The organism is Bacillus sp. SB49, assembly GCF_000469135.2.
Lineage (GTDB): Bacteria > Bacillota > Bacilli > Bacillales > Halobacillaceae > Halobacillus.
The window spans coordinates 1,272,339-1,297,449 of sequence record NZ_CP048117.1 but is presented as its reverse complement, the minus strand read 5'-3'; the positions used below and the strand labels follow the sequence as shown (position 1 = coordinate 1,297,449).

30 protein-coding genes are annotated in these 25,111 nt (G+C 46.9%); 12 read left to right on the top strand and 18 right to left on the bottom strand.

All coding sequences use genetic code 11. From position 1 onward, the window contains the following. Positions 1-102 precede the first annotated feature (102 nt). Positions 103-888, bottom strand: a complete 786-nt coding sequence (locus tag M662_RS06785; RefSeq protein WP_026578461.1) for a DUF4037 domain-containing protein — start codon at positions 886-888, stop codon at positions 103-105. Further along, on the bottom strand, positions 885-1,205 hold the full coding sequence (locus M662_RS06780) for a hypothetical protein (protein WP_026578460.1): 321 nt from the start codon (positions 1,203-1,205) through the stop codon (positions 885-887). Before M662_RS06780 ends, M662_RS06785 begins: the two co-directional genes overlap by 4 nt. 808 nt (positions 1,206-2,013) lie before the next feature. Between M662_RS06780 and M662_RS06775 the strand changes: the two genes are divergently transcribed. Together M662_RS06775 and M662_RS06770 are read left to right on the top strand one after the other, a co-directional pair. Then, positions 2,014-2,673, top strand: coding sequence for a hypothetical protein (locus tag M662_RS06775; protein ID WP_026578459.1), 660 nt, complete (start codon positions 2,014-2,016; stop codon positions 2,671-2,673). Between the two features lie 110 nt (positions 2,674-2,783). Beyond that, the gene (locus M662_RS06770) at positions 2,784-3,281 is read left to right on the top strand and encodes a hypothetical protein (protein WP_026578458.1); all 498 of its coding nucleotides are present in this window, start codon (positions 2,784-2,786) and stop codon (positions 3,279-3,281) included. Positions 3,282-3,777: 496 nt separating this feature from the next. Here M662_RS06770 and M662_RS06765 read toward each other — a convergent pair whose 3' ends face one another. The 4 genes from M662_RS06765 to M662_RS06750 all read right to left on the bottom strand — a co-directional run bounded on the left by M662_RS06765 (position 3,778) and on the right by M662_RS06750 (position 9,204). Beyond that, a complete protein-coding gene (locus tag M662_RS06765; protein ID WP_008638082.1) occupies positions 3,778-5,322 on the bottom strand; it encodes a BCCT family transporter in 1,545 nt (514 codons plus the stop codon). A 139-nt stretch (positions 5,323-5,461) separates the two neighbouring features. Continuing rightward, positions 5,462-6,907: an FAD-binding oxidoreductase gene (locus M662_RS06760; protein WP_026578457.1), complete on the bottom strand. Its 1,446-nt coding sequence runs from the start codon at positions 6,905-6,907 to the stop codon at positions 5,462-5,464. Positions 6,908-6,958: 51 nt separating this feature from the next. Next, positions 6,959-8,401 carry an FGGY-family carbohydrate kinase gene (locus tag M662_RS06755; RefSeq protein ID WP_026578456.1) on the bottom strand — a complete coding sequence of 481 codons (1,443 nt, stop codon included), beginning with the start codon at positions 8,399-8,401 and terminating at the stop codon, positions 6,959-6,961. Positions 8,402-8,427: 26 nt separating this feature from the next. Then, entirely contained in the window at positions 8,428-9,204 is a 777-nt protein-coding gene (locus M662_RS06750; protein WP_008638076.1) for an SDR family oxidoreductase, read from the bottom strand. Between the two features lie 237 nt (positions 9,205-9,441). Between M662_RS06750 and M662_RS06745 the strand changes: the two genes are divergently transcribed. Next, positions 9,442-10,008: a glycerol-3-phosphate responsive antiterminator gene (locus M662_RS06745; protein WP_008638075.1), complete on the top strand. Its 567-nt coding sequence runs from the start codon at positions 9,442-9,444 to the stop codon at positions 10,006-10,008. A 189-nt stretch (positions 10,009-10,197) separates the two neighbouring features. Here M662_RS06745 and M662_RS06740 read toward each other — a convergent pair whose 3' ends face one another. From M662_RS06740 to M662_RS06715, 6 genes are all read right to left on the bottom strand, one after another. Continuing rightward, complete coding sequence (locus tag M662_RS06740; protein WP_026578455.1) at positions 10,198-10,848, bottom strand: MOSC domain-containing protein; 651 nt, start codon at positions 10,846-10,848, stop codon at positions 10,198-10,200. 20 nt (positions 10,849-10,868) lie between these two features. Further along, positions 10,869-11,090 carry a hypothetical protein gene (locus M662_RS06735; protein ID WP_026578454.1) on the bottom strand — a complete coding sequence of 74 codons (222 nt, stop codon included), beginning with the start codon at positions 11,088-11,090 and terminating at the stop codon, positions 10,869-10,871. Positions 11,091-11,148: 58 nt separating this feature from the next. Next, a complete protein-coding gene (locus M662_RS06730; protein WP_026578453.1) occupies positions 11,149-11,613 on the bottom strand; it encodes a GNAT family N-acetyltransferase in 465 nt (154 codons plus the stop codon). A 13-nt stretch (positions 11,614-11,626) separates the two neighbouring features. Next, positions 11,627-11,809 (bottom strand): hypothetical protein, encoded by a 183-nt coding sequence (locus tag M662_RS06725; protein ID WP_026578452.1) that lies wholly within the window; start codon positions 11,807-11,809, stop codon positions 11,627-11,629. Between the two features lie 167 nt (positions 11,810-11,976). Then, positions 11,977-12,762 (bottom strand): ion transporter, encoded by a 786-nt coding sequence (locus M662_RS06720; protein ID WP_026578451.1) that lies wholly within the window; start codon positions 12,760-12,762, stop codon positions 11,977-11,979. Positions 12,763-12,916: 154 nt separating this feature from the next. Further along, entirely contained in the window at positions 12,917-14,848 is a 1,932-nt protein-coding gene (locus tag M662_RS06715; protein ID WP_026578450.1) for a fructose-1,6-bisphosphatase, read from the bottom strand. Positions 14,849-15,061: 213 nt separating this feature from the next. Between M662_RS06715 and M662_RS06710 the strand changes: the two genes are divergently transcribed. Next, on the top strand, positions 15,062-15,244 hold the full coding sequence (locus tag M662_RS06710) for a hypothetical protein (protein ID WP_026578449.1): 183 nt from the start codon (positions 15,062-15,064) through the stop codon (positions 15,242-15,244). Positions 15,245-15,354: 110 nt separating this feature from the next. On the opposite strand, the gene M662_RS06705 is transcribed toward M662_RS06710, so the two are convergent. Together M662_RS06705 and M662_RS06700 are read right to left on the bottom strand one after the other, a co-directional pair. Next, positions 15,355-15,675 (bottom strand): hypothetical protein, encoded by a 321-nt coding sequence (locus M662_RS06705; protein WP_008638064.1) that lies wholly within the window; start codon positions 15,673-15,675, stop codon positions 15,355-15,357. Positions 15,676-15,803: 128 nt separating this feature from the next. Further along, entirely contained in the window at positions 15,804-16,157 is a 354-nt protein-coding gene (locus M662_RS06700) for a hypothetical protein (protein ID WP_008638063.1), read from the bottom strand. Positions 16,158-16,207: 50 nt separating this feature from the next. Between M662_RS06700 and M662_RS06695 the strand changes: the two genes are divergently transcribed. The 3 genes from M662_RS06695 to M662_RS06685 are packed head-to-tail and all read left to right on the top strand — an operon-like array spanning position 16,208 to position 18,983. Further along, positions 16,208-16,858, top strand: coding sequence for a DUF5819 family protein (locus tag M662_RS06695; protein ID WP_152522233.1), 651 nt, complete (start codon positions 16,208-16,210; stop codon positions 16,856-16,858). 14 nt (positions 16,859-16,872) lie between these two features. After that, positions 16,873-17,808, top strand: coding sequence for a hypothetical protein (locus M662_RS06690; RefSeq protein WP_026578446.1), 936 nt, complete (start codon positions 16,873-16,875; stop codon positions 17,806-17,808). Continuing rightward, complete coding sequence (locus M662_RS06685; RefSeq protein ID WP_026578445.1) at positions 17,805-18,983, top strand: transglutaminase-like domain-containing protein; 1,179 nt, start codon at positions 17,805-17,807, stop codon at positions 18,981-18,983. The genes M662_RS06690 and M662_RS06685 overlap by 4 nt, the downstream gene beginning before the upstream one ends. A gap of 63 nt (positions 18,984-19,046) precedes the next feature. Here the strand turns inward: M662_RS06685 and M662_RS06680 are convergent, their stop codons facing one another. Continuing rightward, positions 19,047-20,303: a hypothetical protein gene (locus tag M662_RS06680; protein ID WP_026578444.1), complete on the bottom strand. Its 1,257-nt coding sequence runs from the start codon at positions 20,301-20,303 to the stop codon at positions 19,047-19,049. Between the two features lie 77 nt (positions 20,304-20,380). Next, the gene (locus tag M662_RS06675; RefSeq protein WP_026578443.1) at positions 20,381-20,614 is read right to left on the bottom strand and encodes a hypothetical protein; all 234 of its coding nucleotides are present in this window, start codon (positions 20,612-20,614) and stop codon (positions 20,381-20,383) included. 182 nt (positions 20,615-20,796) lie between these two features. On the opposite strand from M662_RS06675, the gene M662_RS06670 reads away from it, so the two are divergent. The 5 genes from M662_RS06670 to M662_RS06650 all read left to right on the top strand — a co-directional run bounded on the left by M662_RS06670 (position 20,797) and on the right by M662_RS06650 (position 23,271). Next, positions 20,797-21,255, top strand: coding sequence for a LytTR family DNA-binding domain-containing protein (locus M662_RS06670; RefSeq protein ID WP_026578442.1), 459 nt, complete (start codon positions 20,797-20,799; stop codon positions 21,253-21,255). Further along, positions 21,252-21,665 (top strand): DUF3021 domain-containing protein, encoded by a 414-nt coding sequence (locus tag M662_RS06665; RefSeq protein WP_026578441.1) that lies wholly within the window; start codon positions 21,252-21,254, stop codon positions 21,663-21,665. Before M662_RS06670 ends, M662_RS06665 begins: the two co-directional genes overlap by 4 nt. Before the next feature lie 188 nt (positions 21,666-21,853). After that, complete coding sequence (locus tag M662_RS06660; RefSeq protein ID WP_026578440.1) at positions 21,854-22,198, top strand: PadR family transcriptional regulator; 345 nt, start codon at positions 21,854-21,856, stop codon at positions 22,196-22,198. Further along, entirely contained in the window at positions 22,188-22,748 is a 561-nt protein-coding gene (locus tag M662_RS06655) for a DUF2812 domain-containing protein (protein WP_026578439.1), read from the top strand. The genes M662_RS06660 and M662_RS06655 overlap by 11 nt, the downstream gene beginning before the upstream one ends. After that, positions 22,741-23,271 carry a DUF2812 domain-containing protein gene (locus M662_RS06650; RefSeq protein ID WP_008638032.1) on the top strand — a complete coding sequence of 177 codons (531 nt, stop codon included), beginning with the start codon at positions 22,741-22,743 and terminating at the stop codon, positions 23,269-23,271. Before M662_RS06655 ends, M662_RS06650 begins: the two co-directional genes overlap by 8 nt. A gap of 38 nt (positions 23,272-23,309) precedes the next feature. On the opposite strand, the gene M662_RS06645 is transcribed toward M662_RS06650, so the two are convergent. Then, positions 23,310-23,819: a GNAT family N-acetyltransferase gene (locus tag M662_RS06645; RefSeq protein WP_026578438.1), complete on the bottom strand. Its 510-nt coding sequence runs from the start codon at positions 23,817-23,819 to the stop codon at positions 23,310-23,312. 449 nt (positions 23,820-24,268) lie between these two features. Further along, positions 24,269-25,042 (bottom strand): class I SAM-dependent methyltransferase, encoded by a 774-nt coding sequence (locus M662_RS06640; protein ID WP_026578437.1) that lies wholly within the window; start codon positions 25,040-25,042, stop codon positions 24,269-24,271. Between the last annotated feature and the right edge of the window lie 69 nt (positions 25,043-25,111).

The following is a 25,111-nucleotide window of genomic DNA, read 5'->3' as shown; positions in this document are numbered from 1 at the left end:
TCACTGATTAAATTTACCATACCTTTCTTCCCAATGCAATACTTTTTGAGAATATAGATAAAACCAGCGGAGCATAGAGCTCCGCTGGTTTTTTAATACCTGTCAACCGCGCTTCGATACCAAGGCCCGCACCTCTTCCACCAACGCTTCCAAGTCAGCGAGCGTATCCGCGGGATCTTTAGAGATAAGGGTGGACATCCGCTCGCCAAAACGCTCCGGCTTTTCTTCCATTCTGTCTATGTTCCATACCATCCACTTGAAAGAAGGATGCTGGACATACATCCGGTTCATGCCGAACAATACGCCCATCAACTTTTTCTGGACAAACGTCACAAGATCATAAAACATCAACCAGTCCCCGCGGGCCTTCAGCGCCTGTCGGTTGCTCCAGCGATTCGTCAGCTCGAGGTTTTCAGAAATCATCTTCGCTGCGAGCACATCCGGATAAGCATCCGTCCTTGTTTTCATCCGTTGCCCCTGCGCTTTTCCATAAAGAATCTTTCCATCCTGAATGGAAGACAGGATGCACTGTTTATCATAATCGAACTCTCCGTCTTCGACGACGTCTGTTATGTACCGTTCCACTGTCTCCGTAAGGAAACTGCTGATTTCAAACTTCAGCCCCGACTCGTCGGTGTAGGCTTCCGACCATTCTTCGTCTTCATATGGTTCGAAGCTCAGAATCGATCCACCCACCTCAGAAACCGGGCCGATTCGATCCTCCTCCGTCGGCGGCGCTTTCCAAAGGATGTGCAATTCAATGTCCGAAAACGCATCATCCCATCCGCGCGCGACCGATCCCGCAAGAAAGATCACCTCCACCTTCGGATTTTCCGCGTAAAACGCGGCCTGCGCCTCTGCTTTCTTTACCAGATCCGCTCCCCTCACAGGAAATAATCCTTGTAATAAATGATCGTGGCGATAAGAGCGACGATCGTATAAACGACAGCCGTATAAAAAACGACCGTCGGCCGGAAGGTCTGCTTATCCTTCTCCACTTTGATGCCCGTCTGTGCCTGGGCACTCAGACGGATGGCATCCGATGCAAATCCCCCGGAAGAATTAAAAAAGCCAACGGTGGTAGCCGCCGCTAAACCGGTAAGGAAGGCATAATCCATCACCGTTCCTCCCAAGAAGGCGGCAATAAGCCAGTTGGCCGCCGCTATAGCCACGATTGTCGCTGAAGACCAAAACACATGCTTCATCATCATCCCCCCCTTTATATTTTGTATACGTTTGAGTATATTAGATGTTTCAAAATATTCTAAATTCATTGCCCCTGTTAAAATTTAGTGTTGATATTATTACAAATAAGAAACTTCCAATTTAACACTCCGTATCGAGTTGTTTTCACATAGAGCTATGTGCTAATTAACTATATTAAATCAATGTGTAAACCACCAAACAAAATATAAAATTACTGAGATAATCAGTAGAATTCTACTACTAATTGCAGCTAAGGAAATATAACAACCTTGACGTACTTTTTACCACTGAATGACAAGAAATACAGCAGTAAACGACAATAATTAACACCATTTATTCTGGTTTAGTTAAGTCCCTGTAAACGCTAAACCAGAGTTAACAGTAGTGTAGCCACTACTGTTAAAACAACCCATCGTATTATTGAAGTTCTCATAATCAGGAATATCGGCTTGCCCTACACCTACTGTAATTAGTAATGCTAATAAAACTACTACTAAAGTAAACTTTATTAATCATAAATATTCTCTTTGTATAAGAATTACTTTTTATCTCTAGCTAAATTTGTTTGTTTCAGCCTTAAAATCGTATCCAGTATATCCGTTATCATAAAAATTACCAAAAGCAGTAGAATAGTCTCTTATTTTCCTGCAACTTGCCCCCCAAGTTGCAATAGATCCTCAAGCATAAATAACAGGTAACTTTTCCCTCGTTCCATTTGACTCCTTATTAAATTAAATCGTAATGTTATGTTTATTTTATTACAAAAAGGTTACATACAATATATACCAAATGAGGGGTGATTATATTTTGAAGAAAATGTTTTTGTTACCCGTATTTTTCATTGTTTTATTTTTTGCATTGATTAGCTTTGGAACTTCAGCATCTGCATCGATTAGTACAACAGATAATTCTGATGAATATACTGAAAACTTAATGGGACTTAATGTAGTAATTCCGTATAAGAAGTCTGAGGTGAGTATTGAGAAAGTTGAGGAGCCTTTAAAGGAAAAGTTATTCATCTATGATAAGGAGACTAATGAATTATTAAAAACCTTCACTGTTAAAGAAGAAATACCTCTATCTACACAAGAGGTTAGTGCCCAAGATACATTTTTAACTGTCAGCGAATCACGAATAGATAATGATTTAGAAAGTACTTTGAGCGCACGCCTTGTAATAGAAGGATCAGGTTCCTTTAGACAAATTAATGAAGTAAGAGATACTTTCTGGCAAACATCTAGTGGAAATCACCAGCTAGTCAATAGAACATCTGATGCTATATCAACAACTGGTTCTTTTCCTACAACTGAAATCGAGGTAACGGGAGCTGCAACAATTGAAGTAGAAACTACTTATGAAGCATCCGCAGGGTTTGAAGCAGCTGGATTTAGTGTATCTGGTGGAACAGGCGGCTCATATTTTGCTAGAAAAGATATTGCCGAAGGCTTTACTGAAAGAACATACTAAAGAATCAGGTTATAAAGTCGGTAGGAAATTCCTACTCTTATATATATTAGGAATGCACCTTTAACATTTGTTAAAATGTATAATAATCATATTTGTTTGGGGTGGATATTTTGTTTGTAAAACAAAAATCATCTTATTTGAAGGTTTTCTCGCTCCTTGTATTGACTACATTAATCGTAGGTTGTTCAGAAGCAAATTCCGGGGAAAGTTATAACCTTGAACAACAGATAGAAGAAAAACAAGAACACTTTGAAGAAATTATTGCAGAACAAGATGAAGAGTTTGGAAAACTAGTTTTTTATATTTTAGAAGATAGCGAAAACAACCAGGGAGTTGGCTTATCAATTTTCCAGGAAAGTAACAATGGAAATTGGGAGTATTCTAAAGGAACAGCACACTTGGCGTCTACAGGAGAAGTATATTCTTCCGACTATATCGAAATCGATGACTCAACAAAATTAGTTTATGGGTATATTAATGAAAAAGATTTTAATGATTTGAGTTTAGATAAGCTAGATGAAGTAAATGATGAGGAAATTGAATTAAATAGTTCTACTATAACCTATTCATTAGTAGACATTGATCAAGATATTAAGTTCACAAATTAAAACAAATAAAAAACCGCCAAAAGTGAGAGCTTTTTGTTCTATAGTTTTAAACCACGTGAATTAGCAACCTCAACACCTTATCTAAATGTCTATGTATATATTTAACAATTCATTTTCAACACAATGGATAAAGAGTACCTTTTTAAAAATACTTCGAAATTTTGTCTTCTAGACAACTGCGTTCTTGAATAAAAGAAATAGCTGAAGATTAACTATATAATTTTCAGCTATTGCCCCCGTTTACGTACGATATGAATCCGAGGTAACCGTAACGCTTATATCACCCAAGCACCCAATATAACGAACGAAGTACCAATGACTAATACAAAACTCTTTGCTAGCCTATACAGGGTTTTTTGAACAATTTAAAAAGACTTTCCCATTAGATATAGACGCTTGAACCAAGGACACTTGTTCTAATTGTTCAAATATCAACAACAAACTTTAACTAAGCCTTTTCATTAAAAAAAAGCCGGCAATCTGCCGGCTTTTCCCTTTATTGTCTATCTGAAGAATGACGATCAAATTTCTTCGGATTTTTCATAATGACCATTAACGAAATCAAGCTCAATACACCGAGGAAGAGAGCCGGAAACCCACCCAGATAAGAAAGCGTCCGAATCCCGTCCAACCCAAGGGTGGAAATGAAAATCAGCGCAACAGCACCTACAATCACACCCCACGTCACTTTGATGAAGACAGGAGCTTCCTGGGACCCCTCGGTTATCCCGGTGGAACTGATGCTTGCCATCGCATTCGTCGTCGAATCTGTTGCCGTGACAAATGAAATCATGACAGCAAGCAGGTAGATGATAATCAGAACACTTGCAAACGGCAGCTCACTTAAAACAGCGTAACCGGCTGCCCCTGTTCCCTGTTCAGCAATCACTTCCGCCAGATCAACCTTCCCCGTCATTTGGAAATTAAGGGCGGTTCCACCCAGCACCGTCATCCATAGGACACTGAAAAAGCCGGGGATGACGAAGTTCATCATTATGACTTCTTTGACCGTATATCCGTAGGCGATCCTTGCCAGGAAAACAGCTGTTACAGGAGCCCAGGCCATCCAGTTCGACCAATAGAAGGTCGTCCAGCCGCTTGCCCAATCGTCGTTCGCTGTTTCTCCGGTGAACAGTGCTTTATCAAAGAAGTTCGACAGGAACCCTCCAAAGCTTTCCGTTCCCATACTGAACATGAAGACGGTCGGACCGAGAATAATCAGCGCAGCTATGATGATGTAGTACAAGTAGATATTAAAGTCAGCCAGCACCCGGATTCCCTTCATCAGACCCGTACTGGAAGAGACGATGAAGGCAATGGTCCCGATGATGGTGATGACGACCCAGAGCGATTTATCATTATCAATGCCGAACAGCGAGTTGATTCCTCCGCCCATATTCATTACGGACGTACCGAAGGAGGAAGCAATGGCCGCGGCTACTGCAAAAAGGATCACCGCATCGACGACCGTGTTGATTTTATCTTGATTGTAATTCCTGAGAGCCGGCGAAATTTGCGAGCCTACACTAAAGGAGCGCTTCATGTTGTAATAAGCGAAGGCAAACACGATGGTAGGGATGGAATAGAACGCATACGGGATGAATGTCCAGTGCAGATAGAGCGTTTCCATTGCAAAAATGGCCGCCTCCGCAGACATCGGCTCAATCCCAAGCGATTGTGGAGGAGAGGTGAAGTGAGAAATCGGCTCTGCTGTTCCCCAAAACAAAATTCCGGCAGCGATCGTCGTTGTCAACGTGATGGCAAACCATGTTTTCTTTCTAAGTAAAGGCTTCGCCTCTGCTCCCCCGATCTTCACGTTTCCAAGTGGAGAGAAGTACGCGAAGATAATCAGGATAACACAAGCGACGCCTGCAAGACTGTACACCCAGCCGAGCTCCTGCGTCATGAAGTTTTTGGCGACGGTCGTAACGTGTAAAAACCAATCATAGCTGACAAAGTTTAATATAATCGTAAGTAAGAGTAATACAAAGGCTGGCAAAAATACCAGCGGACGAATCCGCACCCTTTTTTTGCTACTCATATTTTTCCTCCTTGTTTTCAACAGGTTTTCTATGTTTCAGCAGACTTCCCTCTGCCGTTTCGTCATTATAAAAATGCAGACACCGCCGGACCGGTTCTTATTCCGGTCCGGCAGTCGACTACATTTAGAGAAGAAGCATTTACTTATCTTCTTTCGGGAAGATTGTCCCTTTATTCATGATGCCTTTCGGGTCAAATGCCTGCTTGAGCGTTTCCAAAATATAATAGGAAGAACCATATTCCTCTTTGATCCATGGGGTTCTGTGCTTTCCGACACCATGGTGGTGGACCATGGAACCGCCCGCCTTGATCGTTTCTTCTACAATGATCTTGTTGATCGGATAATGATATTTGGTGATTTCTTCTTCCGGCTTAATGTCAACAAGGTCGTAATAATAAACGAAATACATATTCGTACCGTTCATGTAACTGTGCGAGGAGTGACCGCCGAGCATAGTAATGTGAGGAATCTCTTCCCGCACGCGTTTGATGCACCGCTCATAAATATCATGAATGACGCCCCATGTCCCTGATACTTCTGTCGTAAATCCGATATTGTTCGTCTCTTTGATTTCTTTTCTCTCTTCCAGCACTTTTGCCGGGTCCCAGTTCAGGTTCTCGAACCAGTTCTGAATCAAACGGCTTTCCACTTGTTCCGCCGGCCCGTGCTCGCTGACGATTTCTTCAATAGCTGCTCCCGTCACTTCTGCCAAAGCCTTCGGACCTTCCGCCATGAAGATAAGGACACATTTACCTTTCGAGAAATCAAAATGATCCGCTCCATCTTCCGGATCGTACAGCCGGGCCACAGACGGACGGTACCCCTGCACCATCACTTCCCGTAGAATTTCAAATCCTTTCTTCATATCATCCAATAAGTACCCGAAGTAGCGGTTGTTATCCGGCTGATACTTGAAGACCTTCACGGTCACTTCCGTAATGTAGCAAAGGGCTCCTTCGTTGCCGATGATGACATGACGAATATCAGGTCCTGCCGCGCGACGCGGGATGTTTCTGATTTTTGTCACTTCGCCATTCGGAAATACCGCTTCCAGACCGATCACCATGTCTTCAATGCCACCGTACAAAGTAGAAAGCTGGCCGATACTACGCGTCGCTACCAGTCCGCCCATTTGAGCGAGCGGCTTCGACTGCGGAGAGTGGCCCGTCGTCAACCCTTGTTCCCTAAGCTTATCCTCCAACACTTCTAATGGAACGCCGCATTTGACGGTCGCCAGCATATCGTACGGATCGATGCTTACAATCTCATCCATTCCTGATCCATCGATGACGATGGAATTCTCCACAGCCGTCTCCAGACCACCTTCCGTAGCAGAACCGCCGGTACGAGGTACAGCGTTAATACCGTTGTCATTCATATAACGAAGGAGATCGGATACTTCCTGCTCATCTTTCACTTTGACGACAGCAGCAGGAAGCGGCTGCGTGTAGATCCCGTGAATCGTTTCATATTTACGGAAACGGTCCACACTGTTTTCTTTCAACACTTCTTCTTCTGTAATGACCCTGTCTTCTGCAATAAATGCCTGGATGTCCTTTACAATCTGTTCTCTTGTCAATGCCATAGTTAAAACTCCTCATCTTAAATTGATAGATTTATAGAAAACGGCAGCTTCTTACCGGTTGAAAAAGGCATGCGCCTGCTTCAAAACCGGGTCTGTATGTGCCGTTATTTGCTGGTACACTTCTTCATTAAACCGCGTATAAAAATCGTGCGTGTCCATGTCCGGCGAAAAACTGTCTTTGACCTTCACCATCTCCGTTATCGCCTGGTCGTAGTTCTCGTAGATCCCCAGCGCAACGGATGTATTAATCGCTGACCCGAGGCTGGCGGAACCGTTGATCACATTCCTGTCTGCCGGTACACCGAACACGTCGGCAAAAATCTGCATCATCAAGTCCCCGTTGGAGCCCCCGCCCGTAAGGATGATACGTTCCAGCCGTTCTCCCATCTCCGCGTACATAGCATCCATGTGGGCTTTCATCGTAAGGGCGATCCCTTCAAGAATCGACCGGTACATATGGGCACCTGTATGACGGACGTCGAAGCCGATCATCATGCCTTTCTTATACGGCTGCCCCGCAGGAGCCAGCCAGTCGAGAACGGTAAGGAGTCCGTCACTTCCCGGCGGGACACGGGAATCCGCTTCCGCGTTTAAGTAATCCTCCGGTGAAACCCCCGACGCTTCCGCTTTTTTCACGAGGTCTTCACCAAGCAGCTCTTTGAACCAGCTGACGGTCCACATTCCCCGCCGGATTCCTCCACTTTCGTAGAGATACTCCTGCGGTACAGCAGAAAAGTTCGTCCAGTAATTCTCTGCTTCCTTCACATTCTGCCTACCGCCGTGCACCATCCCCGCTATGTACGTTCCCAGGGAAATCAGTGCCGTCTCTTGTGTGCGGATGCCCGCACCAAGCGCTTCCACCGCTTTATCATTGGCGGTTGCAACGACCGGAAGCCCCTTCGGAATGCCGGTAGCCAAAGACGCCTCCTCCGTGATATGGCCGAGGATGGTTCCAGGAGGGTAGAGGTCAAAGAGCATGTCTTTCGACAGGTTGTATTGCTCATACAAGGAATCCTCTTCACTCCACCCCCACGTATCTGTATCTATCGGCCACTGGCCCTGGTAATTCCCTGCAGAATCCTTTTTCTCTCCAGTCAGCCGATGCGTGAGATAACCAGAGGATGTCGTGACGTAGGAAACTTCCGAATCTTCCTGTTCATATGGTTTGGAGACCCTCTCATCCATCCAGCTTTGGGCTGGGGAAGCAAGGCATCCGTCTGCTTTCAACAGACAGCGGACGAAGCGGATCGTGCACAACCCGACTCCGACGATAGCTTCCCTGTCACCGGAGAACTGATCCATCGCCTTTTTCGATGCAGCAGCAAGGGAGTCCCAAAGATCATCTCCCGGATGCTCCACCTGCCCGGGTTCGGGAGTATCCACCTGCTTCAGCGGCTGTACTCCCCGGCTGACCGGGTTTCCTTTCAAGTCGTAGATCACCACCTTCGTACTCTGTGATCCTCCGTCGACTCCAATTATGTAGCGTTCCGTCATTTCGCCCCCAGCTCCTTTCTCCCTAATCAGCGGACAAGGTATCCTCCGTCCACTGCCATGATGTGTCCATTGACGTAGTCGGCAGCCCGGCTTGCCAGAAAGACGGTCGCTCCCATCAAATCAGCCGGTTCGCCCCAGCGGCTGGCAGGTGTGTGATCCAACACTTTCTGGTTGGCTGCCGGGTCATTGCGTGTGTTTTCCGTTATATCTGTGGCATAGTAACCGGGAGCGATCCCGTTCACTTGGATATTGTACTGAGCCAGTTCATCGCAATACGCCTTTGTAAGTCCGGCAATACCGTGCTTACTCGCCGTGTAGGCAGGAGAACCCTGTCCTCCGTGGTAGGAAAACACCGAACAGATGTTGATGATCTTCCCTTGACGCTTCGGAATCATCACTTTCGCAGCCTCGTGACTCATTTCGAACGCTGCCGTTAAATTCACCTGCATCAACGGATCCCATTTGTCCCGTCCGAACTCGTTAAATTCTGCTACGGTATTCATCCCGGCACTGTTGACGACGATATCAAGCGCGCCCATCGTTTCCAGACAGCGGTCGACGATCCTTTTAGCGGCACCGTCTTCCGTCAAGTTCACTTCCATGAACTCCATCTTGGCTCCGGTCTGTTCAATAAGTTGCCTCGTCGTTCCATCGTCTTCTGTAAGACTCGGAATAAAAAGGTCCGCCCCTGCTTTCGCCAGGGCAAGAGAAAATGCACGACCCAAGCCTGTATTTCCACCGGTGACGATGGCTGTCTTTCCCTTCAAGGAAAAGAAATCCATCGAAAAATCGGTCATGTCCATATCTTCCACTCCTTCCTGAGCAGTTTTCGAGCAAAAAAAAGAGAGAAAAGCATACTTCCCCCAAGGAGGAAGTTACTTTTCTCTCGGCTCTAGTAACTCTAACTGTCTATAAGTATAGGCATAGTTACACAGACTGTCAAATTCGGACATGATTCCCTTCCCAAGGAGCCCTCCCCTTTTACTTAAACTAGTATTTGTATATAATAAAAAGAGAAATATGTGGATAAGGAGACTATTATGAGAGATCATGTCGAAGAAGCGCTGGAAGAAAATCCAGTCATCGCAGCTGTAAAAGATGACAAAGGATTAGAAGAAGCGATCCAGACGGATTGTACAATTATATTCATCCTGAATAGTGACATCATCAATGTAGGTGAGATTGTAGAGAAAGTGAAAACCCACGGGAAGCTTGCTTTCGTGCACATCGACCTGCTGGAAGGTACATCGAATAAAGAAGTTTCCCTGCAGTTCCTAAAAGAAAACACCCAGGCAGACGGGATCATATCAACGAAAGCACAAATGGTCCGCGCCGCCAAAAATTACGGTTTTTATACGGTTCACCGATTCTTTCTTGTCGATTCCATTTCCTTTAAAAGCATCGATAAGCAGATTGCAAACTCCTCCCCCCACTTCATAGAAATCCTCCCCGGCATGATGCCGAAAGCAATCGGCTGGGTTAAAGACAAAGTACATATCCCCATTATCGCCAGTGGCCTTGTATGCGAGAAAGAAGATGTCGTAGAAGCGATCAAAGCAGGCGCCGTCGCCATATCATCGACGAATAATGAAGTCTGGTATATGTAAGAACAAAGAAGAGAGCTGTTCGCAAACAGCTCTCTTCTTTATTCTCAGCGGGGAGAATTCCAATCATTTCTCGGGAAATACTACAGCCGCTAAAATGCACTTCTTCTATCGCAGCCAATGGTTCGTGCAGGCCGGAATTCCGATTTTCCACCTTCATAAAAAATCTCTCTCCACAACCCTTCCCCTCCATCAGGCCATGCTTTCCGCCTTCTTTAACTGCTTACGGAGCGGGGCTTTCGTACTCTCCGCCAACGCTTCGGATGCGAGGACTCTCTTCAGCTTCTCTTTATTATAACGGTCGTGAAATTTCACTTCGTTCACTTCCGCAATCGAAACGTCCCCTTTTTCCATCAAAAGTAAGACGTCCTCACTGGAAACATCCCCCTCTTTCAGCACACGGAAGAGAAAGCCTGTAAAACCGGTATCCCTCATGCGGAGCACCATATCAGGCACCGCATACTTTGCCGCCAGCTTATAACAAGGATTTCTCGGTTCGGATATTTGGATGACAGCTTCCCCGAATGCATAGACGTCTCCGACATGTCCCTTCTCTTCGGTCAATCCGACACAAGTCAAGTTTTCTCCGAACAGCGCTGTCTCTGGAGGATCCTTGACGATATCCTTCCAATAAGGATAGTAATCATAAGGATAAAGGCAGAGCGCTTTGTCTTCTCCACCATGATCTTTATACGCCTGTTCATCACCGGCCAAACCGACCTTTGTCAGGTAGACCGGAGCTTCCGCTGCCGCTTTCCTGATGGCGGATTCAAACGTTTTTCCGCCATAGGTCAACGTTTCCACCTTCCCGTAATTCAACGCCTGCAGGACATATCTTACCATTATGAACTCCACTTCCTTCTCTACAAATAAACAGCGATGACAAGGACCAGTGCAACGAAAAGTACAAACCCTGATCCAGCCACAGCCGACTTCCTCCGCCCTTCTGCCATAGCCCTAAACACCCGGACACCCGTTAAAAGCAGCAGGATGGCTGCCAGCACAAAACCTTCTCCCGGCATTTCCGGTCGAGTGAATATCAAAAACATGTAACAAACGCCAACGATCCGTACGACCGCTTCCATAATCGAAAACCATTCGATGAACGGCTTTCCGGTTTTCCATTCGAACTCCCTCTCCTTTTTAGGAATCTCGTGGCAGCTTCTTCTCCATGGAAATATTTGTTTCTATGTAGCCGAGCTTATCATATAAGCGCCGGGCGATTTTGTTGTGTCCGAACACGTGCAACCCGATCGTTGCCAGCCCGAGCTTCTCTGCTTCTGTTTCCAACGCACGCATCGCCCGCTCTCCGTGACCCAACCCGCGTTTACTCTCGTCCACTTTAATGTCGTAGATGAACCCTTTCTCAGGTGTCTGCCTGTAAAGCCAGATCACTCCGACCGCTTCCCCGTCCTCCTGCATGGTGAACAGGTAATGATCCACCGTATTCACGCCGTCCGGAAGCAGCTGACAGAATTGCTCCTCCGACTTCTCCAGCGCCTCTTCTTCCTTCCAATTCCCCGCACGCACCTTTTCCTCTGCATATTCCCGTACAGACAGCTCTCGGTATTGGTGAAACTCTTCGTTCCTCATTGGAGATAACAGCATTAGAAATCCTCCTTCATGATTCTATCCCATCCACGTCAGCTGATCTCTTATCCAACTGTTTCGCAAATGTATAGGTAAGCAAAAGCGCGAGCAGAGCGATCCCCGCACACAGATACAGCGGGATATCCCAACGGACGTACGCCATCACAGCCGCCCACAAAATGACGATCAAATCGATACCGAAAAATGCTTTCAAGTGCCTCAGCGTAAGCCACCCCTTTCTCCTCTGAACCTTCTACTCAACTATACGACAAAAACAGCCTCTCGTTTCAATAAATTTCCTGAATCTCTTCTACACCCTTACACAAGAACTCCTGTTACGTGCGGCATACAAAAAAGCCGAGGGGGAAATCCCTCAGCCTTTCAATGTTTTCCATTTTCTCTCACCATCTGCTTCAATTCCTGCAGATCCTGCTTGATCCGTTCCATATCCCTGCTTTCCTCTTCGGCATGCTCAGACAGCTGCTGGGCATTATTGACGATTTCCCCGACGATAAGGTTGAGGATGATGAAAGCGGAAATGATAATGAACGAAACAAAATACAGCCAGGACCATGTTACTTCTGCAAAGATCGGCCGGAAGACGCCGCTTGCCCAGCTCTCCAGTGTGAACACTTGGAAAAGCGTCAGCGTGCTTAACCCGACATCTCCGAAATATTCCGGTGCAAGTTCGCCGAAGAAGCTCGTTCCGATGATGGCATAGACGTAAAAGATGATTCCCATTAAGAGCGTCACCGATCCAATCGCCGGAATGGCCATGAACAGTGCGGTCGTCAGCCTGCGTAACGATGGAACGACAGAAATCGTCCGCAGTACCCGGAGAACCCGGAGAATCCGCAGGACAGCGATGAAGTGGCTGTTGTATAAAATAAGCGTGCCGAATACGATGACAAAGTCGAAGATGTTCCACCCATCTCGGAAGAAACGCAGACGGTAGACCACTATTTTCATCAGGATTTCAATGGTGAAGATCGCCAGGATGACGATATCGAGAAGAATGAAGATATTCTCATAGGATGCGTAAATCCGCTCGTCTGTCGCAAGACCGAGCAGGACGGCATTGAAAAGGATGACCGCCAGAATGAAGTTTGTGAACGTTTTGCTTTCTACGATTCGCTGTAACTGAATAATGTACTCCCCGCTTTCCACCTGATTGCGTTATGTATAAAAACCCTTACCCAGGCGTCATGTTTTTTACAATCGTCTTCTTTATATAAGAATTCTCCTCGATAGTCAATGGATATTTCCGCAACTTTTCCAAACACAAAAAAAGCCTCCGGCAAGTATTCGCCGGAGGGTCTGTTTAATTCATATAACGTTCCTGCATGAGACGGTTCAAAATATGAAGCTCCTGAAGCAGCTCTTCCCCGACATTGGTCTCGAGTACCTTCTTCCGTTCGAGCTCCTTGTCGACGAGTCGCTTGACGGAAAGCACGTCCGTCCCGTTGCTCAGCACTTCTTCTTTTGAATTGAAGTGCTTGTGGGCGACGAGCTGCATGCCGTAGGAATTGTACAACAGCGTATACCCGGCAATTCCGGTCGTGGACTGGTAGGCTTTCGAGAAGCCGCCGTCGATGACGACCATTCTGCCGTTCGCTTTGATCGGATCCTCGCCTTCGATTTCCTTGATCGGCGTATGGCCGTTGATAATATGACCGTGCTCCGGATCCAAATCGAACTCCTCAAGGATCGTATGGCAGGTCTCTTCGTATTCACGAAGCGTATAGTACGGGTTCTTCACTTCTTTATGTGTCGCTTTATCTTTAATGAAATACCGCTCAAACGTCGTCATCGCCCGCTTCCCGAAGAGCGACGAATATTCGCCTGTCCATAGATACCAGACCATGTCTGTTGCGAGATCGTCGGTTTCCTCCGGATGTGCGAAGGAATGACGCAGATAATACTCGAATTTATCGAGAAGCTCGCGGCCGCCGTACGTCTGATCTTCTATCGTCATTTTCTCCAGGTTGCCGTCTTCATCCAGCGGAATGCATCCGTGAATCAGAAGGTTTCCGTTATATTTCAAATACAGGTTCCCCTTCTTCATGAGGAATTTCATGTGTCGGGCCAATTTCTCCGAATGCTGGACGGAGAACAACAGCTTGTCGATCACTTCCTGCTCCTCTTCAAGGAGGCGGGCAGGATCTTCAGGGTCGACCGTTGAAAAACAAGTATTCTCCAGTGGATAGGCTTGGCCGTTGATGGTCAGCTCTTCGTTCTCCAAATCCATCTGTTCAAGAAGAAGCCTGTTCGACATATTGAAATACGGACGGCGCTTGATGATCGGACTCTCCAGCTTGAACTGGATCATGGCGATCGCCTGGTGGATCTTCGTGATTTGTGCGATCTCATCATCCGAAAGCTTGGAATCGGTCTGCACTTTCGGACGGAACGCAGCATTTTCGTCATAGTATTTATCCGCGAGGTTCTGCAGCGGCCGCAGGTTGATTCCGTAAACGTCTTCGATGATATCGAGGTTGTTATAGCGAGCACAGATACGGATGATGTTGGCAAGGCAGACTTTGGAACCGGCGAAGGCACCGATCCATAAGACGTCATGGTTTCCCCACTGGATATCGACCGAGTGGTAGTTGATGAGCGTCTCCATGATTTTATCCGGTTCCGGCCCACGATCGTAAATGTCCCCAACGACGTGCAGGTGGTCCACGACGAGCTGCTGAGTCGTATAGGCAAGCCCGATGATCAACTTGTCCGCCTGACCGAGCGAAATGACCTGCTGGACGATTTTATTATAGTAATCTTCTTTATTGTAGTAGTCTTCCGTTTTGTACAGCAGTTCTTCGACGATGTAGTCGAACTGCTGCGGAAGGGCCTTGCGGAGTTTCTTCCGTGTGTATTTGGAAGAGGCATAGGAAATCAGTTTCAGCATCCGGTCGATAATGACTGCATACCATTGATTGAGCTCTTCCTTGTTACCAAAGCCGTTCTTGATGATCTTGATTTTTTCTTCCGGATAGTAGACCAGGGCAGCGAACTCGTTGATCTCTTCTTCTGTAAGATCGTCGGCAAACAAGTCCATGATCTTCTCCCGCACACGTCCGGAGCCGTTCCGAAGCACGTGCTGGAAGGACTGGTATTCCCCGTGCAGATCGCTGACGAAGTGCTCGGTCCCTTTCGGCAGATTGAGGATCGCTTTCAAGTTGATGATCTCTGTCACTACTTTCTCTTCACAATCGTATTTCTGAGCAAGTAAATCCAAATATTTCGCGTTCAAGACTATGTATCCCCTTTCTGAATCTATCCCTATCTATCTAATCCCTTACTTCCAGGATTACTTAGTGTTTAACCAACTGGAATCCATTTAAATCATAACATATTTTTGAAGCCGCAGAGGCCGGAAAGGCTTATAGATGGCATCTCCTTCCAAAATTTCCGTCGATATGATACGCTTCCATAAAGGAAAGATACAAAAGTCGGGAGGACTTTTATGAAGAAACGGACAAACCGAGAACGATATTGGATTTTACTGCCGCCCTTCCTCCTTGCCGCCGTCCTCACCTACCTTACACTCCCGGAGGATTATCGAGAATACTCCTTCCTCATCGTTCTTGCTTTCTGGATCAGCTACCACCTTTGGAATAGATATGCCTCCAGGCACAGACGCGAATAAAGACTGCTTCCGTCCTCTTGTCTACGACACCCGATACATAAAAAAAGCCTGACCCAACAGGGCCAGGCTATCTTTCTATCTATTATCATCTCTACTTAATCGCTCGTATTTCAGTCAAAAATGACATCAAGGTTTGCATCTTCCTTAATAGCAGGGTCAACATTTTCGTGACCGTTGAGCTTGTCTACAGCGAAGTCAGCGACAGCATCCCCGACCTTCGCACCTGCTGCACCCGCTGCACCTGTCAGAAACGCCGTTCCGACGATGGCTGGTACTGCTTCAGGCTCTACGGTTTCCGCATTTTCTCCTGTGACTTTCTTCTGCTCTTCCGGACTTACTTCATTCGAAGCGGCTAAAGACGATGACATTCCCAATGATCCTAATACAACAGTCCCAGCTAGTGCAATAGCTCCGAATTTCTTATACTTCATGCAATTCCTCCTTGGTGTATTTTTACAATTAACAGCTTCTCATGCATCCGTCTATATGTCAAATTATAGTATTCTTGGGTTTAAAAGGTCGGAGAAAGCGGAACATAAAGATACATAGGAAGCCCGCATCATTCCCCGGATGATCCAATTGTCCACCCGCCGAAAAAGAAAAGCGCACTTGTCACCCAGCTGGATCCCAATGATGTGAGGATCAGTAAAAGTCCGGCGGCGATGAACCAGGGTGCAATTCTTTTTTCAGGCCGTCCTTTCGCTAAAAGATAAAAGAGTACAAGCGTCCCGATGAACACAAGCAGCGTAGCTACTAAAAACGCCTGGTTACCGACCAGCCAATACTCTGTCCCGTTCAATCCGTTACGAGTGTCCACTAAGAACAATCCGGCTAACGTAGCGCCTGCAATCAGCATATTCAAAACGGACGCAGCAATCAAAGCGGCATAGGAGAACTTTTTCAATGTCGTCATCCTCTCTCGTTACCTTTGTCAATCATTACCATAACATAAAGGAGGCCGTCATGAACAAGCCAGGGCACCTCGTACTTATCCTAGCCGGAACGATCTTTCTAGTTTTCCACTTTACGATGCTCGGTCTTTCCGTCGGGCCGAACAACCCTGTTTCCGTCACCCACAGGGAAGCCATCAACCAGTATAAAGATCCGCTGTTCTATCAAAACTGGAACTTATTTGCCCCGGAGCCTATATCGAAGAATCATAAGATCCTCGTCAAATACCGGACGGAAAGTGGAGAAGAATCGGATTGGAACGATATCTCCACCCCGATTCTCGATTCCAATCAACAGAACCGGTTCAGTGCCATTAACCGCGCAGCGAGGGTACCTTCCGGGATTTTCTTCAGCATTTACCGACCTAATGACCTCGTCATGGCCTACAGGAAGAAAACCGGGGAAGAAGAAGCGACCGATGTCGTAAATGAAGAGGTCATTGAACAACAGCGCAGCGAACAAATCGACGCCCTGTACCGTTTTGCCAACTCCTCCATTCCGCTGTTGACGGATGCCGGGGAAGTGAAGGAAGTGAATGTCCGGATCATGGAGGTCTCTCCTGTTCCTTATTCCGAGCGAAACAATCCTGATTATAAACGGGAAGCACAGTACATCGATTTTGAATGGAGAGATTATTTCTATGTGGATTCATACGACGTCTGAAGGGAGCCCTCTACATGCTGAATAGAATAATCGACTGGTTCACCTCCCCTAAGCATTTAATCGGAGCGAGTGTGACAAGGATCGTCCTCGGTGCGATCCTGGTTTACAACTATGTCATCAACTATCCATTAAGACACTTCTACTGGGCGGACAGCGGCGTCATTTCGAACGATATTTACAATACGATCTACCGGCTCCCTTTTTCGGTTTACGGCTTGTCTGACAGTGCCGCCTATTTCGAGGTCATGTTTCATGCAGGTTTGATTTTCTCTTTCTTGTTCATGATCGGGACCGGTGGCAAATTCACACAAATCATGAATTTCCTGTTCACCTTTTCACTCATTAACCGAAATGCGTTCATCAGCGACGGCGGCGATAACATCCTGTACTTGTGTCTTTTCTATATGCTGTTTATGAATGTTACGGCGTACTTCTCCGTTACGTTCCTTAGACGGCCGAAGTTCCTGGATCGATGGAAAGATACGTTTGCCATCATCCATAATTTCGGGCTTGCTTTCGTCGTCATCCAATTGTCCATCATGTATTTCACTTCGGGAATCTATCAGATCATGGGCGAACGGTGGAACAGTGGAACCGCGCTCTACTATATTCTGCAGGTAGAACAATACTCTTCCGAATTTTGGGAAGGCGTTCTCACAAGCAATACGTATTTCATCGTATTCTTCACCTATGCTTCCATCCTGATCAAATTGGCATTTCCACTCGCCCTGTTCAACAAATATGCGAAGTATATCATCATCGCAGGAATCATAGCGTTCCATATCGGAATTGCCATCGTCATGGGACTGATCACTTTCTCAGCCATCATGATAGGACTGGACTTCCTGCTTTTGAACAACAAGGAATATCAACGGGCTTGGACATGGATGAAGCGGTTCCGGGAGAAGCTGCCTGAGAAAATATCCGTAAAAGGGAGCAATGCTTCATGAAACGAAAAACATTCGAATTCTTATACGAGAATAGAAGCAGCAAAGGAATCGACGTTTGGCTTTCTGTGACGGACGATTGCCGGAATGTCACGTTCCCCGGCGCTTCTCCCACGCGCCGTACCAGCCATCCTTTCTTAGGGGATCTCTATTTCTTCCACTTGGATGGAAATACACAGCTTTCCATGAAGGCGGAGGCAGGTTATTGGGACCCGGTAGGAAAAAGCGCAGAAGAAAAAGCCTTCTTCCTCAGAAGCTCCTCTCTCATACCGGTTGATGAGGAGACGCTGCAAGAAGCACAACAAATCGTCCGTGACGCCGTCGACGATCATGCGAAAGTACGCCTTCTTTTCCGACACATCCGTGACCATTATAAATACTCAACGAAATTCAACAAACGGGGGGTTCACTACTGTAAAGCTTCAAAAAAAGGAGACTGCGGAGAGCTTTCTGCGCTTCTCGCTTCCTACTGCCGTTCCTTGGGCATCCCGGCAAGAGTGCTCGTCGGGGCTTGGATGGGGAAGAATGAACCGCACGCCTGGAATGAGGTTTTCCTTGAAGGGAAGGGATGGACACCCATGGACGTAAGCATCGCCATGTGGACCTTTTTCCGGCATCCACTTCGCAATATCGGAGCGACCATCAAGTACGGAGTCTTCTCTAATAAAAAGAAATACGAAGAAGGTATAGAAGGAAACCGTGTCGTATTTTCCATCGACCCGGAACGGGAGCTTACCCCCTCTTACTCATCCGTCGATCCGCCGACAGACAGCTCCACCTATATGATTGGAGATACACGCCTCGCCTGGGGATTCGATTCGATTCAGAATAAAGCACCTTATATGCAGCCGATTTACCCGAGACTGAATGAAGAATATACGAAAATCAGTAATCGCGATCTCCTGGGGAATGTGACTATTAAACCGGCAAAAGCAGTCGACCGTACCACCCTGCTTATGAAAAAATATTCCTTCGTCATTGGTGTTCTGCTCGTCTATGCAACCATTTTAATGGATTGGTTTTCCGTCGCCGTCTCTGCAAGTTACGCAGCGAGTGCCCTGTCGACGATTTCCCTTGGTATATTCGCCCTGCTTACCATCATCAGAAAAGAATACAACCTGCCGATTCTCGTCCTTTGTTTGTTATTCGTATTCTCTGCCGTCGGGTTAGTGTATTGAATAAAAGAAACACCCCATCCAAATCCGGTAGGGGTGTTTTTTTCTTTCTGTAAGAAGGTTGCTTTATAAATCCGCGAGCGGCACGATTTCCCCCGAGTGACTCAATACAGCATCATCACAGTCAAGCAGTCCGCAAAGGCAGTATCTGCCGGTCGTCCTGTCCAGCACATACGTCGGACGGAGCTTCAGCTTATCTTTCAGGAGCTCATACGCCTCTGTTTTAGTGTACTTCGCCGTGTCGGCCGCTTCGAACGCCTCGAACATCTCCAGAAATGCGCCCGTGTCGATATGGGTAAGAACCTCTCCACCATCCTTGCTTAAGAACAGCTTCAGCTTCCTTTGGAAAACGGTCCTCGTCTTTTCCACTTCCTCCAGCTCTGCGACGACATAACCATGGTCCCGACAGACGTTCTTCCAGCGCCATTTCCCACTGTCTTCCGGATGATTCATCCGCAGGAAGCGCACAATCGCCTTATCGACCCGATCAACCGTACCCGGTTCCAGCGGCTCAAGGTCCGGGTGGGGCTCCTGTTTTTCCAACTGCTCCAGGCTCACTTCTTCGGATAGATCGATTTCCTGCGTTTCCACCGTCCCCCGAAGAGGAGAAGAGTAAGTCAAAATCTCGTCCCGTTCCACCCTCTGCTCCGACCAAAAGAGCTGAAAAGGAAGCGTTTCCCTGCCGTCATTGGTCACATAGATTTCTTCGAGTGCAAACGCAGAGACGAAACATTCCTTTTCCATCACCGGGAATTCCAACAGCTGCAGCTGCTCCATGACAATCTCTTTCACCTTTTCCGTCGTGAGGGCGAAGGACTCCACGTCCGCCTCTTCCTTTTGCGGGAACCGTCCGTGTATGGTGAAGAACACGAGCCTCCCTGCTTCATCAAGACGGATCTCGATCGTCCCAGCCGGAGTCGTACGTATCCCGTCGATCACACTATGGTACTGATACGTTCTTATCTCCCCGCTTGCCTGTTCCGTCTGCTCGGCCACGTTTACCCCGGTCTCTGTTTCGATCCAGCGTCGGACTTTTGCTTCATCATCCAGAACAATCGACTCCGCATGGGTCACCCCGCCTACAAAAATCACATGCTGCAGCTGCCCTGTATGGACATCGACTTCGATGCTTGCCGTCCCTTCCGGATTGAGATCTTCATCGTCCTGATCCGAATCGCTCGGAAACCATTCCATGCTGTAGATAAACTGTGTCTCCCGATTCGGACCTACCCTCCGATGAATGTGTTCCCGCGCGAGCGTATAATCGCGTAAACCGAATTGTTCCTTCACCTGTTCTGCCAATCCTTCCAACCGCTGTTCCATAGCCCCACCTCTTCATCATTTTCTGTTATGCATTTACGGGAGAGTTTTCATAAACGTTTCAAAAATAATATTTTCTTCTACTCCGTCTCCTGCTGATCCCTCTTTCCCTTCCATATCCCGTAACCGAAAAAGCCGCCCACCAACGTAAATAGGACGACGGTAATAAGGAAATCCAACAAGGCAGCGACCGTAAAGCCTACGCCCCCGCGCATGTGAATTGATTGACGATGAAAAACAAAATTCCGGCCGGAAAGCCGAAACGGAGCATCCCTGTCTTTATATACTTGCTTTTCTTTAATTCCACGGTACACCTCTCCACAACATTTATTTTCTAGAAAAAGGGTATCACAGACATCTATGGAAGAGAAGCAGAAGGGCACCTCATAGCTGCAGCTCATCCGCCATAAGGTGCGTCTTACCGGAGGAGTGCTGACACTTTTCTTTCGTTTCCCTATACTGAGAACATAGAGAGAAAGCCAAGGAGGTGGAGCATGTGAAGATCCAACTGGATGTCGACCCAGGTTGCGAAGAGACGAAGGTGACCATCCACTGCAGCGAGCTTGATGACGATATCAAAGAACTGCTTGATTTCCTGAAAGCCGGTAAAACGGACCTGCTTACCGGTAAGCTCGGAGGAAAACAGCATCTCCTGAAACCGGAGGATGTCCACTATTTCCAGACTTCCGGGGAGCATGTTGTCGCAGAGAACGAAAAAGGGACGTTTACGATGAAGGAAAAACTGTATGAACTGGAACAATTGCTTCCATCAAGACGCTTCATCCGGTTGTCGAAGTCCGTCCTTGCCAATTTGTATGAAATCAGCCACTTCGAGCCTTCCTTCCACGGGACGCTCGCCGTCCATTTCAAGTCCGGAGCGAAAACCTACGCCTCGAGACACTACGTCAGTAAGATCAAAGAACTATTGAATAAGAACAGGAGGGAAAACAAATGAAAACATTTCTATTTCGCAGTTTCATCGGCATCTTCTTCGGAGCATTCCTCTCGGTCCTCACCACCTATGCCATCTTTTTCTTCGGAGATGTCACCGTATTCCAAGCCGATCCCTTTATCAAAAATTCACTCGGATCGATGTTCTGCGGCTGGTTCTTCTCCGTCACGCCGCTCCTTTTCGAAATCGAATCATGGAGCCTTTTCAGACAGACGGCCGTCCACTTCCTGATTGTGACGTGCCTGTTCTTTCCGCTCAGCGCCTGGGTAGGATGGATGCCGTTCACCTTGACAAGTCTGCTCTTCTTCATCGCCGTCTTTCTTGTCCTGTATGGAGTGATCTGGCTCGGGTTTTATCTCTATTTCCGTCATGAATCACGAAAGCTCAATCAACAGCTCGAGCATATAGAATGACAGAAAACATACAACTTCCGGTCATCGAACGCTTTTATTATAAGAGCGTTCCATGACCGGATTTTTCTTTTTTCCTCTCCTCAAGCGAATTCTGAAAAAATTTCCAATAATAGATTGACTTTTATATCATTAAACGATATATTACATTTAACGATATATCATTAAACGATACAAATGAGGTGAAGAGATTGGCCAGAAACGATGCCTTGGATGCCGGGGAGCTGACGGATACGTCCTTCTATATCCTCCTTTCCCTGCTGGAAGCCCGTCACGGGTACTTGATCATGCAGACGATCGAAGAGTGGACGGAAGGTGAATTCACCATCGGTCCTGCCTCCCTTTATACGACGATCAAGAAGTTATTGAAAGCAGAGCTGATTGAGCTTGCGGAAGGTTCCGGGAAAAAGAAGACGTATATCGCAACAGCTGCCGGACGAGAACTGCTGAAATCCGATGTCGAGCGGCGCAGGCGAATGATCCGTCATGCCGAAGAGGTATGGCAGGAGAAGGAGGATGTTATCAATGAAGCGTAAATATATCATGATGGATGGACTCGCTTTTTCAGAAGGGAAAGAAATGGAGAAGTTGGCGCGCTATGCGAAGAAAGGCTGGCATGTGGAACGCTTCCTGCTGCTTGGGTTCCGGCTTCGAAAGGGAGAACCGGAGGAGAAGCAGTTCGAAATCGATTATCGGGAGAGTCCGGATGAAGACTACTTCGATTTGTTTGAAGAGGCAGGCTGGAGACACGTATGTTCGTCGGTAGATTATATTCACCTTTTTACGGCGGAGCCGGAAACCACACCGCTCTATACAGATAAGACGAGCCTCCTGGAAAAGTATGAAACAGAGAAAGAGAAAGACGGGAAATGGGCCCTATGGTCGCTGGTTACGACCGTTCTTGCCTTCCTGCTGAGCGCCCTCAGCAGCGAGGCGGGGCTTCCTACCTGGATCGGTGAGGCATTCAAATGGATAGGAATAATTGCCTTGTTCCCTACCATGATCACTGGAATGGTTTTCCTCGGCTTCGCATACCGCTGCCGGAAATTGAGAAAAGGAAGAACAGGAGCGAAAACGAATGTATAAACGAACGATACGGATATTTTTTACATGGCAGGACAATAAAGAAGCCGAATGGCTGCAATCGATGGCCAAGGACGGCTGGCATCTGGCCCGGTACCGCTTCGGTCTTTACACATTCATACAGGGAGAACCGGGCGAATACGTCTATAAACTGGACTACAGGAACGGGACGGACGAGGATATCGACAGCTATTTAGCTTTGTTCGAAGAAGCTGGATGGGAGAAGGTCGAGCGCTTCCACGGCTGGCACTATTTCCGTAAACCGCTCACAGTAAACGAAGACGCACCGGACATTTATACCGATCACGAGACGGAAGCGCATAAGTACCGGCTCCTCGTCAATCTGCTGATCCCGCTGTTCCTGGTTACTCTCGTTCTTGCTGCAACCATCTTCCAGCCTGGTGTCACCGGACATCCGATCTACACAGCTCTCAAAGTTTTGTATGGCTTTCTAATCGCCCTTTACGTCATCTCTATCGTCCAATTGAAAGTTAAGATCAACAAACTTACCCAGAACCATCTATAACAAAAGAGAGGAACCTGTGACAGGTTCCTCTTTTTTGTTCAGAAGTCGATTTGCCGGATATCGCCCCATCCATATACAGCTTCCTCCAAATCGACACCATCGATGGTCACCGTCTGACTGTCGATCCTACCCGCACCCTTCTTTTCGTAAAAAGCACAAGCAGGATTGTCTTCAAGCACCCGTACGAGGACAGGCACATCCCTATGCAGCAGCCCCGTCCTCCACGCATCCAGAAGCCGCGTTCCATGCCCTTTCCCCTGGTGCTCTTTCCTGATGTAAAGTGCATAAACCTCCTGGTTAAATCCAGCATAAAGGCCGCTTCTTTCCGGCCCTCCATGAATGAAACCGACGATGCCCTCTGCCGGCACAGCGGCTACGTATACCTGTTCCGCAGCAATGATTTTTCGCCATTTCTTTTCCCGTCCCGCATAAGTCATCCTCTGCAAATAACTTTCCGGTACGATAGGACTGTATGTAGAATGCCACGTATCTACTTGAACCTCGGCCACTCCCAGAGCATCGCCCTGCTGTGCTTTTCTTATGTCCATATCCGACCTCCTGCATGATAATCAAGTATATGACCGTTTACGCTGCAACATCATTGGAGTGTAAGCCATGAACATAAAAAACTTTCTCCCTGCTTACTCCAGAAACAATTCCAAAAAAGTTATGGGATAATACATAAAAACAACATAAAAACCAAGGAAAACAATAAGACCAACATTTATAAACACAATACTTTTATACGTCTGCACCTTGAACTGAAGCCAATAACTCACCGCCCAAAGGATATAAATGAAAACGATGGCCACATTCTCCGCTGTGTAGGGGTCCGGCTGGGGGACAAAATGAGTACCAAAGAACAACATGGCTCCCGTACCTAACAAAAGAACAAAAATAACCGCGTTAATCGCATGAATGATCGCGTGTCTAATACTTCCACTCCTAACCTCATTTCCCCTATCTTGTGAGAGACGTTATTAAAGGAAGAATAATTCTACGCTTTCACAGCTCTTGTAGCAAGGAAGGTTTTGATATGTTTATCCAATATTCTGGTTCCGCCGAAATCGTCTTCGTAAAATCCATTAAGGACAAACCCAGCATTGATCTGGCCCTGTATCTGATCTTCCAACGTATGAGCATACTCAATGGTCTGGTTTGATTTTATGTATGCTTCGACATCGCTTTCCGGCATATAATCAAGCGTCGACGACGGTACCGAGTGCTTCACATCCAGTATCCCTTCTCTTTCCTTTTCATCATCAAAAATCCATAACAGCGGATTGGTGAAACCAGTGATCAGAACACCACCACGGCTCAAAACCCTGTATGCTTCTTTCCAAACGAGGTGTACATCTTTCACAAACAAATTTGAAACCGGGTTGACGATCAGATCAAACGATTCATCCTCAAAGTCACTCAGATCTGTCATGTCCCCTTGTACAACCCTTAAAGACAATCCGTCTCTGTCTGCGACATTCCGATCCTGCTCCAGCTGCTTCTTAGAAATATCCGTCACCGTAACATCTGCTCCTGCCGCAGCGAGAACGGGTGCCTGTTGTCCCCCTCCGGAAGCCAGACAAAGGATTTTCACATCCTTCAACGATTCAGGAAACCAGTGCCTGGGTACTTGTTTTTCCGTTGTCACGCTTATACTCCATTCATCCTTCTTCGCTTTTTCTATCACTTCCCTGCTTACAGGCTTTGTGTACTTGGAGCCCTCTTCTACTTTCTGGTCCCAGGCCGTACTATTCTGCTGCGTTGTATCCATGAAAGATCACCCCTGTAAAATTATGTATTCAATAAATATCATTGTAACATAGCAACTATGGTTCCAATG